The sequence below is a fragment of the Christiangramia aestuarii genome, assembly GCF_009735585.1.
Classification (GTDB): Bacteria; Bacteroidota; Bacteroidia; order Flavobacteriales; family Flavobacteriaceae; genus Christiangramia; species Christiangramia aestuarii.
Genome location: NZ_VJVW01000005.1, coordinates 45,404 through 63,885 on the forward strand (window position 1 = coordinate 45,404; position 18,482 = coordinate 63,885).

Below are 18,482 nucleotides of genomic sequence, written 5' to 3' on the forward strand. Positions count from 1 at the left end.
TTTATATTCTGCCTTTTTTTAATTCATCAGCCAGGTAATCTGAAGCCCTCCAGGCAAGGGCAAGGATCGTCCAGGTAGGGTTTTTATCAGCCTGTGAAACAAATGCCCCTCCATCCATCACGAAAAGATTTGGAACATCGTGAGCCTGATTGTATTTATTTAAAACCGAACTTTTAGCATCGTTCCCCATCCTGGTGGTTCCAACCTCATGTATGATTCGTCCCGGGTTTTCCAGACCGTAATTGGAATCTTTTCCCGGTTTTTCACCCAGGGCTACCCCTCCCATGGAATCTATGATCTCTTCAAAAGTATCCTGCATATGTGCAGCTTGTTTTACTTCCTCGTCACTCCACTCATAATTGAACTTTAAAACTGGGATTCCATATTTATCGAGGGTATTATCATCAATGCTACAGCGGTTATCTCTTCTGGGAATGCTTTCACCTCTCCCAGACATGCCTAAGGTAGAACCATAAAATCTTTTAACATCATCCATAAAACTCAGGCCGTAACCTCCGGCTTTCTTCTTTTCTCGGTTTCTTCCGGGCACAGATCCATTAAGAGCTTCCATATTAAAACCAAATCCATAGGAAGGCATACCCATTCCTCCCCAGTACTCAATGTGGTACCCACGGGTAAATCCAAGATTCTTTTGGTCATTTAACCACCAGGGTGTATAAAGGTGCATTCCTCCTACACCATCTTCATTGTAACGCTTCCTATCCATTAAGGAAGGAAGAAAGGCCATTCTGGATGAACCTGTTGAATCATGTAAATACCGGCCAACCACATCACTTGAATTAGCCAGCCCGTTGGGATGGACTGAAGATTTGGAATTCAGCAGGATTCGGGCAGAGCTGCAGGCACTGGCTGCCAGGATAACTACCCTGGCCTTGATCTTGTAATCCTTCAGATTTGTTTTGTCTATATAATGTACGCCCGTGGCATTACCATTTTTATCTGTGGTCACCTCTCTCACCATGGCATTTACGAACAGGTCGACATTCCCGGAATCTTTGGCGGGTTTTACCAGGACAGAGGAAGAGGAGAAATCTCCATAGACCGTACAGGATCTCGCACATTGATTACAGTAGAAACATGCCTGCCGTTTTTTATTCACTCGTTTAGTTAAAATAGATAGCCTTGAAGGGATCATCGGAATTCCTGCTTTTTCGGCTCCTTTCTTAAAGTACATTTCATGCAACCTTGGTTTGGGAGGAGGCAGAAAATAGCCGTCTGGCTCATTAGGTATATTTTCTTTTGTACCAAAAACACCTATTAATTTATCTACTTTATCATAATAGGGTCTTACATCCTCATAGCCAATGGGCCAGTTATCTCCCTTGCCGTCATAGTCTTTCCTTTTAAAGTCGAGTGGTCCGAACCTAAGGGAGATCCTTCCCCAGTGATTGGTTCTCCCACCTACCATTCTGGAACGAAACCAGTCAAAATTTGTCCCACTTTCCCTGGTATAGGGTTCTCCGTCTATATTCCAGCCACCGTAAGCCATATCGAAATCTCCAAAAGGCCTTTGAGTACCTGCTCCCCTTCTAGGCGATTCGTAAGGCCATCTTAACTGAGTACGTTGCTCAGGGTTAGCCGGATCAAAATCGGGACCCGCCTCCACTAAAGCTATTTTAAAACCTTTTTCGGATAAAATCTTTGCGGCCATTCCACCCCCCGCTCCTGAACCAACTATACAGACGTCATATTTTGTTGCTTGTTCTATAATTTGAAAGGACATGGATGAACTATTTAAAGGTTAAACGGGAAGAGTTTTTCACATAGACTTTTTCAGGGCGAAAATTATTTTTTCTAATATTAAGTAAATAAACTACTGAGCTAACTGATTTAGTAAAGGAAGGGAAATCCTTTAGGTTGAAGAGAATAGAGGTTTTCGGCATAATTCGACTTTTATTTTCTTATTTCTGAAAATTTTAAACACAAATTAATATTTTTAAGCAATTATTCATATAAAAAAACATAAAAGTTTGCATTCTTAATAAATTTTTTAATTAAGAGTATAGAAACTGATTCCGTTCTTATTTCAATTAAAATCGATAAGCTCTTAAAATTGGAGATTTAAAAGAAGTTTGAATGAAAATTTTCAAACCTTTTCCACCACCCTTAGTAGCCTTTTGGAAACTTCCATAGCGATGTCGTTCAACTTTTCGTTTTCTACGGCCTGCATGGAAGCCACAGGATTAACTGCCGCCACCTCCACTTCTCCTTCGCGCGTTTCCTGGACGATGACATTACAGGGTAACATCGTGCCTATTTTATCTTCGGCACTTAAAGCCTTATAGGCAAATGGCGGATTGCAGGCCCCAAGGATCTGATATCGCCTGAAATCTATATCCAGTTTCTTTTTGAAGGTCTCATCAATATTGATCTCAGTAAGTACTCCAAAACCTTCTTTTTCCAGTTCCTTCTTCAACTTTTGCACCACTGCCGCGAAATCACCGGGAATTGTTTTATGAAAATAATAGCTCATAGCTTTAATTTTTAACGCCTCGTCTTGGGAAATTAGGGACAATAAAAATTCGCCCTCTACCCCGGAAAAACACCCTACAAAATACTCACTACAAATGATTTAAAACCTGATTTTGATCATGTTTTTTAAGCTTTTTATGAGTTAATTTCAAGGACAAATTTGAGTATAACCTTAAAATTTTAAAGTCATGTCACTATTAGTTAAATCTCCAAAACAAAGATTTCCATGGATGGATGGCGGTCTTACTAAATCATTCGGCTTGGATGATCTTTTTGATGATGAATTCTTTACTTCCAAAGCGAAATTACCGGCGATGAACGTTAAAGAACATGAAGACGATTTTGAGATCGAATTCGCTGTTCCCGGTTTCTCTAAGGAAGACTTTGAAGTGAGCATCGAGGACGATATACTATATGTTTCTGCTGAGAAAAGCATGGAAGATATGGAAGATGAGGATGATTACACCAGGAGGGAATTCAGCTATTCCAGCTTTAACCGAACCCTGCAATTACCAAAAAGTGTAGACATCTCTAAAGATGTACAGGCCAAGTATAAAAATGGGGTATTAAAATTGAAGCTTATGAAAGATGAAAAAGCTTTGAAATCCCAAAGGAAGCAAATAGATATTTCCTGATTTTGGCCTATATTCCACCTAACCAATAGTAAAAGCCGGAACCGATCTTCCGGCTTTTATTTTTTCGGGTGTTCCTTCAATTCATCAAAGATACCAAGGGCTTAGCTATTAGTCTGCACTTTTAATTAAATACTGGTATATATGACTTTCATCATGGATTTTAGATATGTATCTGTCTAACTTTAAGTAAGCATAAAGGATTAGTATTTCTAAAATTTTTCAATCATGACCAGCAAGAAAAATCCCGGAGCAGATCTGAACAGATACAAAATGATCTTCTTCCAGATAGGTTTGATTATCACTTTGGGCATAACATATACTGGTATTGAATGGTCCTTTAAACCTGCTAAGGATTATGCAGATCAAACAGTACAGATAAATATGGAAATGACTGAAGATATCCCTATCACCGAAATTAAAATGAATTTACCACCTCCTCCACCCCCACCAGCAGTTCCGGAAGTAATAGAATTGGTTGAGGACGATCTGGAGATCGAGGAGGATGAGATTCAGTCTACAGAAACCAGCATCAATGAAAAAATGGAAAAAGTGGTTGAAGTAGCTGAAGTTATCGAACAGGAAATTGAAGAGACCATCGAGGATGTTCCCTTCGTACTTATTGAAAGGGTGCCCATTTACCCCGGTTGCGAAAACCAGAATGATAATGCATCCAGAAAGAGATGTATGTCAGACAGGATACAGGATTTCGTTAAAAAAGAGTTCAATAATAACCTGGGTGCAGAGCTTGGTCTGGAAGGAATTCACAGGATCGTGGTAGTTTTCAGGATAGACCCTAACGGCTATATTTCAGATATAAAGGCCCGTGCTCCGCACAAGGATTTTGAGGCAGAAGCCATTAGAGTGGTGAGATCCCTTCCGCAAATGACGCCGGGTTATCAACGCAACAGGCCTGTAGGTGTGATCTATACCTTACCAATAGTTTTCGAGGTACGTCCTCATGCTTGACCCCACAATTATTTAAGTAAAAATTCCTGGTCAATTTTTCGATTGGCCAGGTTTTATTTATCCAGGACTTTCGAAATTGCCTTCAGGGCCAAAGGCTCCATCACCTGATAACCCAGTGTGGTTGGATGCACTCCATCTTCGGCATATTTTTTCGGCAGGCCTTTCCTGGAGTCAGCCATTACGGAATAGAAATCCTGATAGATATATTCATTGGCTTCAGTGTGATCTTTTATCCACTTGTTCAAAGCCGCGATCTTTTTTACAGGATCGATGCCGGGATTCCAGGGATATTCGTGGACGGGTAAAACAGAGGCCAGGATCACCCTGATCCTGTTCTGTTCAGCTAGCTGGGCCATAGCCGTAATATTATCTGTGATCATTTTTTCAGAAGAATATCCAGTATTTCCAGCAATATCATTGGTTCCGGCAAGGATCACCACCGCCTGGGGTTTCAGGTCTATTACATCTGCTATAAATCTAAGTAACATTTGAGGTGTGGTTTGCCCGCCGATCCCCCGTCCCAGGAAATCATGCTTGCTGAAAAACTCCGATCGTAAGCTACTCCAGCCCTCGGTAATGGAATTTCCCATGAAAATGACTCCTGGAAAATCGCCTTTTGCGATGATCTTCTCGTTGGCCTTGCGGTACTTTTTTAGGTTCGCCCAGTCCTGTTCCATAAGCTGTTGGTATTTTTCATCCTGTGCATGCGCATACCCCAAATAAAGAAAAAACGCGAACAGAGTAAAAAGTCTTTCGTACATTTTGCTTCCAGAATTACCTTTAATCCGCGAAAATCAAGTATAAGCACCTCAACCTTTGTTAATTAATTAATAAAAGCTTGTGGCTAATCCTGTCCTGAAACCTGTCTTTAAAAAAAATCTGTAACTTTAGAATTAAGCCTTTTGCGCATGGTATAAGCTACTTTGAATTAAGTGCTTATCCAGGGATTCCCAGGAATTATTGAATTTAAAACAACCAGACCATACTGAATTCTATATCAAATATGCCAATTCCTTTTCTTCGGAGTTTTACGAAGATTGCCTTTTTGGCCATGCTTATGATAATTATTTCCTGCGCTCCAAAAATGCAGGAGGTTGAGGCGCCTATTCAAGATCCAAAAAGTTTTGCTGCTGAAGGAAGTGTAGGAATCCAAGAAAAATGGTGGACCTCGTTCGAGGACCCGATATTGAACCGACTTATAGACACGGCACTAACTTCAAATCTTGAGCTGGCAGGTTCCTGGGAGCAATTCCAGGCATCTATCGCCAGCGTTAAGAGTCAGCGTTCTTTTTTATTTCCCGATATCCAGGCTGAAGCCAGAACAGGGATAAGTCGTCCTGAACCTGATTTCGCCGGTGGTGAAAATTCGAGAGTAGGAGTTTCGGCAGCCTACGAAATAGATCTTTGGGGAAGAATACGTTCTGGTATCGAAGCCGAAGAATTCCGGGCCCAGGCCAATTATTTCGATTACCAGGCAGCCGCAATGACAATTTCCGCAGAAACGGCTATTAACTGGTATCGGCTTGTTTCTGCCCAAAAGGAACTGGCTCTTATTGAAGAACAGGTTCAAACCAATGAGAATATTTTAAAACTGATAAGGGCGCGGTACGCCAGCGGACAGATCAGGGCTGTAGATATTCTAAGACAGGAAAACCTGCTGGAATCTACCCGAAATCAACAGATCACTTTTGAAACACAGGTTCAGCTAATTGAGAATCAGCTGGCAGTTTTATTAGGAACTCCGCCCCAAAATCTTGCTGAAATACCTGTCGCAGGATTCCCGGAACTTCCGAAATTGCCTGAAACCGGCCTGCCACTTGAGTTGACGAGGCGGAGACCAGATCTTAAAAGAGCCTATAGCCTGGTCCTGGCTGCAGACCGGGATATGGCTGTCGCTATCAGGAATAAATACCCAAGTATTTCTCTTGACCTTAGCGCACAGGCACGTTCCAACGATTTCAATGCTTTATTTAAAGATTGGGCCTATACCCTGGCGGGGAATATTGTGGCTCCCCTAATTTATGGCGGCAGACTTAATGCCGAAGTAGATCGAACGGAGGCTCTAAAAAATCAACGATTATATGAATACGGGCAAACCGTGTTAATTGCTTTCAGGGAGGTTGAAGACGCAATCATAAGAGAACTGAAGCAAAAAGAAAGAATTACCAACCTGGAAAAACAACTGGACCTTTCTGCCAAAACGAACAAACAACTAAAACTGTCTTTTCTAAACGGTTTAACCGATTATCTGGATGTACTCCTAGCCTTGGGACAGGAACAGCAATTACAAAGGGACCTCATCAATGCCGAACAACAATTGCTAGAAATAAGAATCGGTCTTTACCGCGCCCTCGCTGGAAGTTTTGAAACAGAAAGGGAAGTTGAAATGGAAGAAGTAAAATACCTGGAAGAATAATATGAGTAAAAAAAGAATATTGATCATTTGCGGAGTCATATTGCTGATAGCGGTAGTGATCACGGCATTTATCTTTCTCACCGAACCTACGGCACAAAGTGAAGGAGCGACCAAGCAAATGGCTATGCTCGTTAAAGTAGAACCTGCAGAAAAAGGTGATTTTAACCCGATCATTGTTGCAACGGGAACGGTAAGACCGGTAGAAGATGTCATGCTGAGCCCCTTGGTAGGCGGGCAGGTAATACGGCGCGATGACTCTTTCACTCCCGGCGGTTTTGTAAAAAAAGGAGAAGTGCTGCTGCAGATAGACCCTTCAGACTACCGGAATACCCTGGAATTAAGAAAAAGCGAGCTTCAGCAGGCCGAAACCGATCTGGATGTGGAAATGGGACGACAGGAAGTGGCAGAACAGGACTTGGAGCTCTTAGGTATAGACTCGCTTTCAAAAAGTCAAAAGTCACTGGTACTAAGAAAACCTCAGCTTAATTCTGTAGAAGCAAATCTAAAATCGGCCAGGGCATCAGTGCAGCAGGCGCAATTGAATCTTTCCAGGACCACAATCAAAGCTCCATTCGATGCGCATATCCTTAGCCAGAACGTGACCATAGGCTCGCAAGTTAGCCCGGGAGATGATCTTGGCCGGCTGGTAGGCACAGATTTTTACTGGATCGATCTTACGGTTCCGGTAAATAAGATCAAATGGCTGCATTTTCCCAGTTCCGATTCAGAAAAGGGATCACCAGTGAAGATCATGAGCACTTCAGCCTGGAATAAAGATGAATTCCGTGAAGGTTATTTATATAAACAGGTTGGTGCGCTGGATGATCAAACAAGGCTGGCCAGGGTGTTGGTTAGAGTTCCAGATCCTCTGGGTAGGAATTCAGAAAAAGATAAACCTGAACTTATGATAGGTTCCTTTGTTGAAGCTCATATGCAGGCAGAAGAAATTAAGGGTTTCGTAAGGCTCAACCGTGACCTAATTAGAAGTAACAATACGGTTTGGGTTATGCAGGATGGAGAATTACAGATCAGAGAAGTAGAGATCCTGCTTACCGATTCTAAATATGCTTATATCAGCAGCGGGCTTGAAGATGGAGATTCAATAGTGGTTACAAATCTTAGTACGGTCTCGAACGGTATTAAGCTAAGAACTGCAAAGGATAGCACTTCAGGTGAAAATAATGAAATGATGAATTAGGTTTATGAGCGGGAAAGGAGAAAAAAAAGCGAGGCGTGAGGGAGTCATAGGATATATGGCAAGGAATTCTATTGCCGCAAACCTATTAATGCTGGTTTTACTGGGCGGAGGAATCTATACCATGTTCAAGATCCAGAAAGAGGTCTTTCCGGAATTTCAGCTGGATTATGTTGAAGTTAATGTCACTTATCCCGGGGCAGCTCCTGCCGAAGTGGAACAGGGTATCATCCTTCCCGTGGAAGAAGCGGTGCGCGGCATACAGGGAATCAAAGAGATCGTTTCCACGGCCAATGAAGGTTCGGGAAATGTTACCATAGAACTTATTGCCGGGGCCAACCGGATGAAAAGCTTTCAGGAAATTGACCAGGCTGTTAGCCGAATTAGAACCTTTCCCGACGATATTGAAGAACCCCAGGTAAATCTGCAAACCAGGCAAAGGGATGTACTGGAGATAAGCCTCTTTGGAAATACCGATATCTGGACCCTAAGACAGCTGGCAGAAAGACTCAGGAATAGGCTTCTTAGCAATCCAAATATCACTCAGGTAGAACTGGGTAATGTTCCAGATTACATGACCCATATCGAAATCCCCCGGAATAAGCTCCGTGAATACAATCTCACTTTAGGCCAGGTCGCCGATATTATTGAAACATCTAGCCAGGATGTCCCCGCAGGTGCTGTGGAAACCGAATCTGGCGAGATCCTTCTTAGAATGAAAGAGCGCAAGCAGTGGGCGGAAGAATTCGGAAGTATAACCATTGTCTCCTCCCCTTCCGGCGCAAAAGTGACTCTCGCAGACATCGCAAAAATTACAGATGGCTTTGAAGAAACCGGTTTTCATGGGCAGTTCAATCAGCAGCCTGCGGTAAGCCTTAGTATCTATAGGGTTGGTGACCAGTCTCCCTTAGAAATTTCAGAGATTACTAACGAGATCCTGGACGATTTTCAACTTCCACCAGGAATTGAATATAGAATTGATAGCAATCGAGCCGAAGATTATCGTGAAAGATTATCACTGCTTACAGAAAATGGGGTGCTTGCCATCATCATCGTCATGGTGATTCTTACCCTTTTCCTCGAATACAGGCTTGCCTTCTGGGTGATGATGGGTATGGCGATTTCCTTTATTGGCGGAATGCTGTTTTTACCGCTTGTGGGTGTAAGCATCAATATGATCTCTATGTTCGGATTTCTAATCGTATTGGGGATCGTGGTGGACGATGCCATCGTGGTTGGTGAGAATGTTTACGAATATCGCCAGAAAGGGATGAGCGCCATAAATGCCGCGATCAAAGGAACCAAAGATGTTTCAAGGCCGGTTATCTTCAGTATAATTACCACGATCATTGCCTTTGTGCCCTTACTATTTATGCCGGGAGAGACCGGTAAATTCTGGTGGCCACTACCAGTGGTGGTAATCGTGATCCTAGCAATTTCACTGCTTGAAGCTTTATTCATTTTACCCTCTCACCTGGCCCATCTTTCAATTAAAAAAAAGAAGGGCTTTATAAGGAAATTTGAAGACTGGCAGGAAAAATTTGCCCGTGGTTTCGATCGGCTTATAGATAAATATTACCGGCCGTTGCTGGATAAATGTCTTGAATTCAGATATATCACCTTAACTGCTGCCATTGCTCTTTTATTGATGGTAGGAGCCTATGGCTACAGCGATCATATGGGAATGATCCTGATGCCAGAGGTCGCTGCAGATGAGATCGAAGCCGGGGTTTCCCTGCCCGTGGGCACTACTCCCCTGCAGGCTGCCAAGGTTGCCGAAGAGATTACTGAGTCTACCCGGCAGATGTTCGAAAAGCATAATTTATATGAAGTTGCTGAAGGAATAAAAACCAATGTACGGGGACAGAATTTCATCGATGTCGAGATCGTGATGCGCCCGCCAGACCAAAGAGAGATGACCGCTCGAGAAGTGATCGCCTTATGGCGCGATAATATTGGGGATATAGAAGGTGTAGACCAGATCACCTTTGAGGCTGAAAGAGGTCCCGGTGGTTACCAGCAGGCAATTAGTGTAGACCTAAGCCATCCCAATATTGATGTCCTGGAAAGAGCCAGCCAGGCTTTTCTGCAAAGAGTGAAATCATTTAGTAATACCCGTGATGTAAATGATAATTACAACAAGGGCAAGATGCAGTATGATTTCAAATTAAAGCCAGAAGGTCGTAACCTGGGACTTACTTCTTCTGAAGTTGGCCGGCAGGTTAGAGATGCTTTCTACGGGGCCCTGGCCATGAGGCAGCTCAGGGGAACCAACGAAATCGAAGTCAGGGTGAAATTACCTTTGGAAGAACGCCGGGATATTCAAAACCTGGAAAACTTTCTGGTGCGTACCCCGGCGGGAGTAGAAGTTCCCTTGCTTGATGTGGTTGATGTTGAACAGCGGGAAGCTTTCACTAATATTAACCGCAGAGACGGTAGCCGGGTAGTTACCGTGGGAATGGATGTAGAGCCGGCGAACACGGTTTCCCAGGTACTGGCATCTATAGAAGAGGAAGTGTTACCGCAATTACGCGCAGATTTTCCAGGGATTACCTGGAGCTTTGAAGGTAGCCAGGCAGACATGAGGGAATCTACTTCTTCGCTCTGGAGCGGTTTCAGTATTGCTTTGCTCTTAATTTACGCCTTACTGGCCATTGCCTTTAACAGCTATACTCAACCGCTAATAGTGCTTATGGCTATTCCTTTTGGTATCGTGGGTGCCGTGATTGGTCATATTTTACTGGGTTATGATCTTTCCCTGGTGAGTTTGATGGGAGTGATCGCACTTTCAGGGGTGGTGGTAAACGATTCCCTTATCATGATAGATTATGCGAATAAAAAACGTGAATCCAATTCGATCTACGATTCCATACACGAGGCAGGTATCAGACGTTTCAGGCCAATTATGCTTACTACCTTAACTACTTTTGGTGGATTAACCCCTATAATTCTGGAAACTTCCAGCCAGGCTTATTACCTGATTCCCATGGCTATTTCACTTGGATTTGGGATCGTATTTGCGACTTCGATCATTCTGGTTATCGTGCCTTGTTTATATCTGATCTCTGAAGAAATCAGGCTTTACTTTGAAAAAGGCAAGACCGTGGAAAAGGAACCGGCCGCTCAATACTGATCTTAAATTGAACTGTATTTATTTTGGGTAGGCAAACTGAAAAAGAATTGCGTTCCTTTATTTATAACACTGTTCACATGAATCTTCACTTTATGCAACTCCATTATTTTCTTAACGATGGCAAGACCCAGGCCGCTGCCTTTTTCAGAATCTGTAAGGAATTTACCTTTTCTATACCGGTCGAAGATATGGGGTAGCTCATCCGCAGAGATTCCTGAACCGGTATCTGCCACGGTGATTTTCACTTCATCTTCATTCCTGGAAAGGTCAAGGGTAACTACATCTCCATTTTCACAATGCGCGATCGCGTTATCGATGATATTCTGCAAAGCCCGATCTATAAGCGCAATGTCCCCGTACACCAGGGGAAGGTCTTTAGAGTAAATCGTATTGATGCTGATTCCTTTTTCCTTGGCGAGGATACGATATTTATCGGCTGTATCCTGTATGATCTCGGCCATCTGAATTGGTTCGGCATTTAATTCCCTTTGTTTGGCTTCCAGTTTACTTAGTTCAAAAAGATCATCCACAAGTTTCTTTAACCGGTCTGAATCCTTCAAAACGATTTGCATATATCTTTCCTTATCTGCTTCAGATAATTCGTCCTTTTTGATCATCAGGGTTTCTACGAAACCTCTTATCGAAGCTACCGGAGTGCGAAGATCATGGGAGATATTTGCCACCAGCTCTTTACGAAGCTGATCCACGCTTTGCAGTTTGATGATATTATTCTGAATAGTGCCGGCCATTTCATTAAACGTCCGTGCAAGCATCCCCATCTCGCCGCTTTTCACACCCTTTATCCTCGCATCATGATTTCCGTTCTGGAAAGATTTAAAGGCCGTGGTGATCTTATTAAAATTACGGGTAAGGAAATAAATTGCCAGCAGTGAAATAATTAGAGCCGCCAGCAAACCATACAACATATTACGAACGCTTAATTTCCTTATGTAACTCCCCTGGTGTTTATCCAGCAGGCTATCATAATCGTTGCCGCCAACGATGGTATAGATATATCCTACTTTCTCTCCTTCATAAGTATAGGGCGCTGCCGAAAATATTTTCTTCTCACCGGGTAACTTTGGGTCATCACCCTTTATATAGGTTTCCCCATCTGCCGCAATGAATTGCTGAATTGGCTCAAGATCTATTTTAGAAGCTTTCACCTCCTTGTCCATCGCCACGTGCTTTAAGATATTGCCTTCCAGATCCAGCAGGTAGACTTCTGTGGCGGGATTGGTAGCCATGATATGATGCATGAGGTCCCCCATTTTCGCAGCAACTACCGAATCTCCATTATAAAGTCCCTGAACCTCTTCCACAATATACTTTGCGACATTCCGGTTAAGTCCCTGGGTGATCTCGTTGTGATAATCCTCGGAAACCTTAAGAGAAGTCTGTGTGAACAATAAGGCCAGCACCACAAATATCAGGATTAGGATCCCGGCAATCTGATAGAAAAGTGTATTCTTAGTTTTCATAGCTTCAATCTTCTGTAAATCTATAGCCCACGCCCCAGGTAGTTAAAATATATTCAGGATCGCTGGCATCCTTTTCGAGCTTCCCACGCAACCTGTTTATATGTGAATTCACGGTATGCTCATAACCTTCGAATTCATAACCCCAGATCTGATGTAAAAGTTCGGCACGGCTGTAGGTCTTTCCGGGATTATTGGCTAAGAGACAAAGCAATTCGAATTCTTTCGGGGTGAGATTGATGCGCTCTCCATCCAGCTCTACCTTGCGCATTTCCTGCTGAATATAAAGGTCTTTTACAAACACCTCGGGTTTTTGGGAATCCTGTTCCTGTTCGGCATCCAGCTGTCTTCTCCTTAAAATAGCCTTTACCCTTGCCTGAAATTCCCTGATGCTAAATGGCTTGGTGATATAATCATCGGCTCCGGATTCCAGTCCCAGTATTTTATCGATCTCATCGCTTTTACTGGTGAGCATTAAAACCGGAGTATTGATATTGGAAGCGCGCAGGTCCCGGCAAATATCCATCCCTTTTTTTCCTGGCAGCATTAGGTCGAGAATAATGAGATCGTAATCTGAATTTGTTGCTTCCAGGTAACCCTCGTTCCCATTATAGGAACAATGTACCTCGGTAAGGTCATCCTTTAGATTCACCGAGATAAGTTCTGCGATGTGTTTATCGTCTTCAACAACTAAAATATTGGTCATAAGCCATTTATTTACCACCAAATTACTGAAGTTCAGTCAAATAAACATCACGAAATTATCACATCGGGAAATTTCTGTAAAATTGGTTCAGTACAAAAAGACATATAAAACGATTTATAAAAATCAGATTTTCAGAACGTTATACAAAGCATATTTTCCTGTTACAGAATCGTGATAACTCAGGGCTAAGTTTGTATTAAGATGTTTAACCATTAAAATCATTAGTTATGAGACGATTACAATTTTTAGCTTTAGCAGTAGCCTTTGCTTTTATTAGCTGTTCCACAGATAATGAAGAGATCACCGAAATTTCGACTGCCGACCTTCAAAGTGAAAAAGGACAGGAAAATGACGCTTTCACAACATTTAAAGTAGTTATCGAAAATGTGACCGAAGAAGGAACTTTTACCACTCCTTTTTCTCCGGGAATCTACCTGGTACAAAAGAAAAATTCCGCAGCATTATTTACTGCCGGAGAAACAGATTACGGCGAAGGCCTTGAAGCCATTGCTGAAGACGGAAGCCCGGGTGAGCTTTATGAAAACCTGATGAACGATGCCAAGGTTCGCTCCCATGGGATCTTTAACACCCCCGTAGATGCAGCAGGCCCTGCTCCTATCTTTCCCGGAGGTGCATATGAGTTCTATGTGGAAGCGAAACATAACGATTACCTTAATTTCGCCACCATGTTCATACAGTCTAACGACCTGTTCATTGGGCCAGATGCCCAGGGTATTCCACTATTCGATGATGTTAAGCAACCTATTTCTGGTGATGTGACCATGTACCTTTCCCTGTGGGATGCGGGAACCGAAGTAAATGAAGAACCCGGAGTCGGACCAAACCAGGCGCCAAGACAATCTGGCCCTGATACCGGTATTGTTGAAGATGGTGTAGTAAGAGTGGTTGATGACGGATATAACTATCCAGAGATCAGCGATATAATCAAGGTAACTGTTACCCCAATGTATTAAAAGCTCGCCCCCATATATGCTATGAAAAAGAAGCAATACGTCCTGAACTTTCAGGGCGTATTGTGATTTATACATTAATACGGTTCTAGTCGGGATAATATGTAGATAAATTATTTAAGACGACTTGAAATGGCGTTAAAACTTAATTACTTTGCAGGGTAAGTTCCAAAAACATGAAAATACTCCACACTGCCGACTGGCATATTGGTAAAAAACTACATAAACACGAGCTTAGTGAAGATTTTGATCTTTTCATCAACTGGCTCATTGAATATATAAGATCAGAACATATCGATGTGCTGCTCATATCAGGTGATATTTTCGACCTGGCCAATCCTTCTTCGGAAGCCAGGAAACAATATTACCAGGCTTTGATCAAGCTTCAAAAGCTAAATTGTAAGATCATAGCCACCGGTGGTAATCATGATTCCCCTTCTATGCTTGACGCTCCCAGAGAGCTGATGAAGGCCCTGGACATGGAAGTAATTGGTGGTTTACCTGCAGACCTCGAAGAAACCCTGGTTCCGGTTTATGGCAAGAATAAGGAAATTGAGCTGGTGGTGGCCGCGATCCCTTACCTAAGGGATGCAGATCTTAGATCGGGTGCCGGAGCCAGCAATTATGAAGACAGGCTGGAAGCCATCAGGGAAGGAATTAAAAATATATTCCATTCGGCTGCGGAAATTTGTCAGGAAAAATATCCTGATATCCCGGTGATCGCCATGGGGCATTTATATACCGCGGGTATTGAATCTTCAGAAAGTGAGCGGGATATTCAAATAGGAAACCTGGCCGCTTTCCAGGCTTCGCAATTCGGTGAGTATTTCAAATATGTTGCTCTGGGCCATATCCATAAACCACAGCGGGTAAATGCAGGTATACCCGTATTGTACAGCGGCTCCCCTATTCCACTTTCATTTTCCGAAAGAACAGATGAAAAACGGGTGCTGGTTCTTGATACCGAAAAAGGTTATGAACCTGAAAGTATCAACCTGCCGAACTTCAGGCAATTGATAAGGCTAAGCGGAAATCTGGAGGAACTTCAGTTAAAATTAAACAGCCTTGAAAAAAGATCTGAACTCATTTCTCTTATCGAAGTCGACCTGGTAGAAAACCAGTATGATGCACAAAAGATCTATGCGCTGGATAGCATGGTGAACGATTTTAAACGGGAAGGTTTCGAGATCGTGAAGCAAAGGGTGCAATTTAAGAACCGGGTAAAAGGTGCGGCAGAACTTTATAAGAATGAGCAGAAACTGGAAGATCTTAAACCGAAAGATGTGTTTACGGAACTAATTGCCCATCATGAATATTCTGATGAAGATAGGAATGAAATTCTCGCCGTTTTTGATGAGATCCTGGAAGAAGTACAATCTGAAAATACCGCTGAATAAATGAAGATCCTGAAAGTAGAATTCGAGAATATCAATTCCCTGAAAGGTTTTCACCAGATAGATTTCAGCCAGGAACCTTTTCTTACTAATTCTCTTTTCGCCATTACCGGCCCAACCGGCAGCGGAAAGAGCAGTATTCTGGATGTCATTTCCCTGGCCCTTTTCAATCATGTGCCTCGTTTGGGTAAGATCACCAAAAATGAGATCCAGAGCAAAGGGGCGATCCTTACCCGCAACCAGAAAAATTCCATGGCCAGGGTTACTTATGAATGTAATAATGGTATTTACAGCTCGCAATGGACCATCGAGATCAATAGAAATGGTAACCTGAACGATTATGAGATGGAGATCCATGATCATCATTCAGGAAAGTTGCTGGACCTTAAAAAGTCCATGGTTCCGAACAAAAACGAGGAATTGATAGGACTCAATTATGATCAGTTCATCAAAGCGGTTTTACTGGCCCAGGGTGAATTCGCTCAGTTTCTGAAAGCGAAAAAAGAGGAGCGCGGTGAATTACTTGAAAAAATAACAGGTACCGGCATATATCGCCAGCTCGGTATCAAGGCTTTTGAAAAGAATAAAGAAGCAAATCGCGAGATACAGGAGCAACAAAATGAGATAAGGGTCATCCAAAACGACCTGCTGGAAGATGAAATTATCGATCAACATGAAGCTGATCTTAAACTGAAGGCAAGTCAGTGTGAAACTCATCAGAAAGAGATCGAAAAGTTCAAAAAAGCGATCCAGCTAAAGGATGATATTGAGACCCAGGAAAAGGAGATCCTTAAACAGAAACAGATTGAAACAACGGCTACCGAAGAATTAAAGAAATTCGACGCTGAACACGGATTCCCATTAAAACAGCATGAAAAGGTACAGGCAGAAGCAGACCAGTTAAGAGCGTGGAACCAGTTAAGAAATAATCTGAAGGATGCACGCGAAACAAAAGAAAAGATCTCAACGGCTAAAAAAGCAAATCTGGAGCAACAGTCGAAGTTATTAAAACAAAGCTCAGACCTGGTTGGTGAATCGGTAACCGCTGAGAGCATTTCTGAAAAACTAAATTCCTTCAGGGAAAAAGTTCTCGGGCTGCAGGAGACAAGAAAAAACAAGCTTAATTCCTATACCGCGAAAAAAGACCAGCTTTTATCTGAACTTCGTGATACCGGGATCAATTTTAATGAGCAGGACCTGCAAGGTTCCTTAGCTATGCTCACTTCAGAATTAGAGAATTCTGAAAAGAAAAAAACGGCAATCAGCCAGGATTTAAAAATTGAATCAGCTGCAGACCTAAATGAACTTCAGCAAAAAACAAGGTCAGGGATCAAAACTGCCCGCGAAGCTGCAAATGCATTTCTGAATATTGAAAATCTGAATTCAGAATTGCAGAATACCAGGAAAGAGCTGGAAAAAGATGAAAAGATTTTTGAGCAACTTCCGGAAAAAATAAAAGATAAAAAAACTGTTTCAGAATCACTTAGACTCCAACTTCAGAATGCTGAACAGAAGAAAGAGCTCGAGTTGATGAAGGCCAGCCTGGAAGATCTTAGAAAGAAACTGAAAGATGGAGAAGCCTGCCCACTCTGCGGTTCAGAGCATCATCCCTATGCGCATGAGCTGGATCTTCAAGACAATGACCTGGAAAAGGAAATTTCTGAATTGAAAGCAAGGTCACAGTCAGCAGACAAAGAGCTTCATCAGCTAGAAGCGGAATTCTCCAGCCTGCAAAAGCGACGGAATGACTTACAGGAAAAACTGCAAAAACTTCAGCAGGAACAGGAAAAAAGCAGGGCTGCATTTTCGAACAATTATAAACAGTTTGAAAACATTGACTCCCGAAAAGAAATAGAGCTAGTCGCAGAACAACTGGAAGCAAGATTAGAAGCAATTTCTGAACTCGAAAACCAGGTAAAAAAATCCAGGGCGATCAAAAATAGTATTCCGTTAGCGAAAGAATTGAAGGATATCGTGAGCCACGGAAAAGCATTAAAAAAAGAACTCGATGCTATCTACACCGGGAACAACATTCAAAACGATGTACAGCAGATCTCCAATACGTGGATAAAACTGCGAGAGAATTTTTCACATTACCAGGAAAGAGCCGGGGAAAATGAAAAGCAGATTTCAGATCTCGCTAACCAGATCTCAAAAACAGAACAGCATTTAGAGCAATTCGTGGCTAATACCGATTTTGAAAATATAGAAGGAGCATGGAAAGCCTTGATGCCGGAAGCTGAGGCCTCGAAACTTCGCCACGAAAAGCAACAGATCTCTAAACTCATCGATGATTCCAGAGCATCAATAAAACTGCTTTACGAGCAATTGGAAAGGCTAAAAAAACTGGGTTCCGAGACCGAAAAAGAAAAGCTGCTGAAGCAACTGGAAGAAAGGAATACACTTTTCACCAGCCTGAGCAATGAATGCAAAGAACTGGAGCGTAAGCTTAAAAATCAGCAGGAACGCCTTAAAAGGATGAAAGACCTGCAGGAACAGATCGCAGAAAAGGAAAAACAAACCAAACGATGGAGGCTGCTTAATGAACTCATTGGAGATTCCAAGGGGAAACAATTCAATGATTTCGCGCAGGACCTTACCCTTTCGCAATTATTAAAACTGGCGAACCTGCGTTTACAGGATCTTAACGACCGTTACCTCATCGACAAACCCGTACCGGAGGAAGACGACGGCCTGGTTGCCATCGATGAACATATGGGCGGGCAGCGCAGATCGGTAAAAACATTGTCTGGCGGGGAGACCTTTATTCTAAGTCTCAGTATGGCTTTGGCTTTATCTGATCTAGCCTCTAAGAATGTTGAGATCAACAGCCTGTTCATTGATGAAGGCTTCGGAACCCTGGATCCGGAAACCCTTGATCAAACCCTGGACACCCTGGAAAAACTACAGGCAGAAAGCTCTAAAACCATTGGGATCATAAGTCATGTGGATTCTCTAAAAGAGCGTATATCCACTCAAATAAAACTTACCCGGAACGGGCAGGGATATAGTAGTTTGAAAATTACCTGAATTTCGTACAGAGGAATTGGATAGATTTAAGAACAATCCGTTTCTTCCTGCCATTAAAGCTTAGC

The 18,482-nt window shown here is 42.5% G+C and carries 13 protein-coding genes; 8 read left to right on the plus strand and 5 right to left on the minus strand.

Annotated features, from left to right (window positions below):
• Position 1: 1 nt before the first annotated feature.
• Positions 2 to 1,744 carry a GMC family oxidoreductase gene (locus FLP08_RS13025; protein ID WP_156277277.1) on the minus strand — a complete coding sequence of 581 codons (1,743 nt, stop codon included), beginning with the start codon at positions 1,742 to 1,744 and terminating at the stop codon, positions 2 to 4.
• Between the two features lie 363 nt (positions 1,745 to 2,107).
• Positions 2,108 to 2,494 (minus strand): DUF302 domain-containing protein, encoded by a 387-nt coding sequence (locus FLP08_RS13030; protein WP_156277279.1) that lies wholly within the window; start codon positions 2,492 to 2,494, stop codon positions 2,108 to 2,110.
• Positions 2,495 to 2,681: 187 nt separating this feature from the next.
• Here FLP08_RS13030 and FLP08_RS13035 point away from each other — a divergent pair, with 187 nt between their 5' ends.
• Both FLP08_RS13035 and FLP08_RS13040 read left to right on the plus strand, forming a co-directional pair.
• Positions 2,682 to 3,128, plus strand: a complete 447-nt coding sequence (locus FLP08_RS13035) for an Hsp20/alpha crystallin family protein (protein WP_156277281.1) — start codon at positions 2,682 to 2,684, stop codon at positions 3,126 to 3,128.
• Positions 3,129 to 3,353: 225 nt separating this feature from the next.
• Positions 3,354 to 4,094 carry an energy transducer TonB gene (locus FLP08_RS13040; protein ID WP_156277283.1) on the plus strand — a complete coding sequence of 247 codons (741 nt, stop codon included), beginning with the start codon at positions 3,354 to 3,356 and terminating at the stop codon, positions 4,092 to 4,094.
• 53 nt (positions 4,095 to 4,147) lie between these two features.
• On the opposite strand, the gene FLP08_RS13045 is transcribed toward FLP08_RS13040, so the two are convergent.
• On the minus strand, positions 4,148 to 4,855 hold the full coding sequence (locus FLP08_RS13045) for an SGNH/GDSL hydrolase family protein (protein ID WP_156277285.1): 708 nt from the start codon (positions 4,853 to 4,855) through the stop codon (positions 4,148 to 4,150).
• Between the two features lie 323 nt (positions 4,856 to 5,178).
• Here FLP08_RS13045 and FLP08_RS13050 point away from each other — a divergent pair, with 323 nt between their 5' ends.
• The 3 genes from FLP08_RS13050 to FLP08_RS13060 are packed head-to-tail and all read left to right on the plus strand — an operon-like array spanning position 5,179 to position 10,838.
• On the plus strand, positions 5,179 to 6,510 hold the full coding sequence (locus FLP08_RS13050) for a TolC family protein (protein WP_238388498.1): 1,332 nt from the start codon (positions 5,179 to 5,181) through the stop codon (positions 6,508 to 6,510).
• A 1-nt stretch (position 6,511) separates the two neighbouring features.
• On the plus strand, positions 6,512 to 7,708 hold the full coding sequence (locus FLP08_RS13055) for an efflux RND transporter periplasmic adaptor subunit (RefSeq protein ID WP_156277288.1): 1,197 nt from the start codon (positions 6,512 to 6,514) through the stop codon (positions 7,706 to 7,708).
• A gap of 4 nt (positions 7,709 to 7,712) precedes the next feature.
• Positions 7,713 to 10,838, plus strand: a complete 3,126-nt coding sequence (locus tag FLP08_RS13060; protein ID WP_156277289.1) for an efflux RND transporter permease subunit — start codon at positions 7,713 to 7,715, stop codon at positions 10,836 to 10,838.
• 2 nt (positions 10,839 to 10,840) lie between these two features.
• Here FLP08_RS13060 and FLP08_RS13065 read toward each other — a convergent pair whose 3' ends face one another.
• Together FLP08_RS13065 and FLP08_RS13070 are read right to left on the minus strand one after the other, a co-directional pair.
• A complete protein-coding gene (locus FLP08_RS13065) occupies positions 10,841 to 12,319 on the minus strand; it encodes a HAMP domain-containing sensor histidine kinase (protein WP_156277291.1) in 1,479 nt (492 codons plus the stop codon).
• A gap of 4 nt (positions 12,320 to 12,323) precedes the next feature.
• Positions 12,324 to 13,022 (minus strand): response regulator transcription factor, encoded by a 699-nt coding sequence (locus FLP08_RS13070; RefSeq protein ID WP_156277293.1) that lies wholly within the window; start codon positions 13,020 to 13,022, stop codon positions 12,324 to 12,326.
• A 227-nt stretch (positions 13,023 to 13,249) separates the two neighbouring features.
• On the opposite strand from FLP08_RS13070, the gene FLP08_RS13075 reads away from it, so the two are divergent.
• From FLP08_RS13075 to FLP08_RS13085, 3 genes are all read left to right on the plus strand, one after another.
• Positions 13,250 to 13,996, plus strand: coding sequence for a spondin domain-containing protein (locus FLP08_RS13075; protein ID WP_156277295.1), 747 nt, complete (start codon positions 13,250 to 13,252; stop codon positions 13,994 to 13,996).
• Between the two features lie 173 nt (positions 13,997 to 14,169).
• Positions 14,170 to 15,390, plus strand: a complete 1,221-nt coding sequence (locus FLP08_RS13080; RefSeq protein WP_156277297.1) for an exonuclease SbcCD subunit D C-terminal domain-containing protein — start codon at positions 14,170 to 14,172, stop codon at positions 15,388 to 15,390.
• Entirely contained in the window at positions 15,391 to 18,417 is a 3,027-nt protein-coding gene (locus FLP08_RS13085) for an AAA family ATPase (RefSeq protein WP_156277299.1), read from the plus strand.
• Positions 18,418 to 18,482: the final 65 nt, after the last annotated feature.

Bases quoted from the DNA above. Each gene is read 5' to 3' on its own strand.
- FLP08_RS13025 (WP_156277277.1), bottom strand. From the start codon at position 1,744: ATGTCCTTTCAAATTATAGAACAAGCAACAAAATATGACGTCTGTATA.
- FLP08_RS13030 (WP_156277279.1), bottom strand. From the start codon at position 2,494: ATGAGCTATTATTTTCATAAAACAATTCCCGGTGATTTCGCGGCAGTG.
- FLP08_RS13035 (WP_156277281.1), top strand. From the start codon at position 2,682: ATGTCACTATTAGTTAAATCTCCAAAACAAAGATTTCCATGGATGGAT.
- FLP08_RS13040 (WP_156277283.1), top strand. From the start codon at position 3,354: ATGACCAGCAAGAAAAATCCCGGAGCAGATCTGAACAGATACAAAATG.
- FLP08_RS13045 (WP_156277285.1), bottom strand. From the start codon at position 4,855: ATGTACGAAAGACTTTTTACTCTGTTCGCGTTTTTTCTTTATTTGGGG.
- FLP08_RS13050 (WP_238388498.1), top strand. From the start codon at position 5,179: ATGCAGGAGGTTGAGGCGCCTATTCAAGATCCAAAAAGTTTTGCTGCT.
- FLP08_RS13055 (WP_156277288.1), top strand. From the start codon at position 6,512: ATGAGTAAAAAAAGAATATTGATCATTTGCGGAGTCATATTGCTGATA.
- FLP08_RS13060 (WP_156277289.1), top strand. From the start codon at position 7,713: ATGAGCGGGAAAGGAGAAAAAAAAGCGAGGCGTGAGGGAGTCATAGGA.
- FLP08_RS13065 (WP_156277291.1), bottom strand. From the start codon at position 12,319: ATGAAAACTAAGAATACACTTTTCTATCAGATTGCCGGGATCCTAATC.
- FLP08_RS13070 (WP_156277293.1), bottom strand. From the start codon at position 13,022: ATGACCAATATTTTAGTTGTTGAAGACGATAAACACATCGCAGAACTT.
- FLP08_RS13075 (WP_156277295.1), top strand. From the start codon at position 13,250: ATGAGACGATTACAATTTTTAGCTTTAGCAGTAGCCTTTGCTTTTATT.
- FLP08_RS13080 (WP_156277297.1), top strand. From the start codon at position 14,170: ATGAAAATACTCCACACTGCCGACTGGCATATTGGTAAAAAACTACAT.
- FLP08_RS13085 (WP_156277299.1), top strand. From the start codon at position 15,391: ATGAAGATCCTGAAAGTAGAATTCGAGAATATCAATTCCCTGAAAGGT.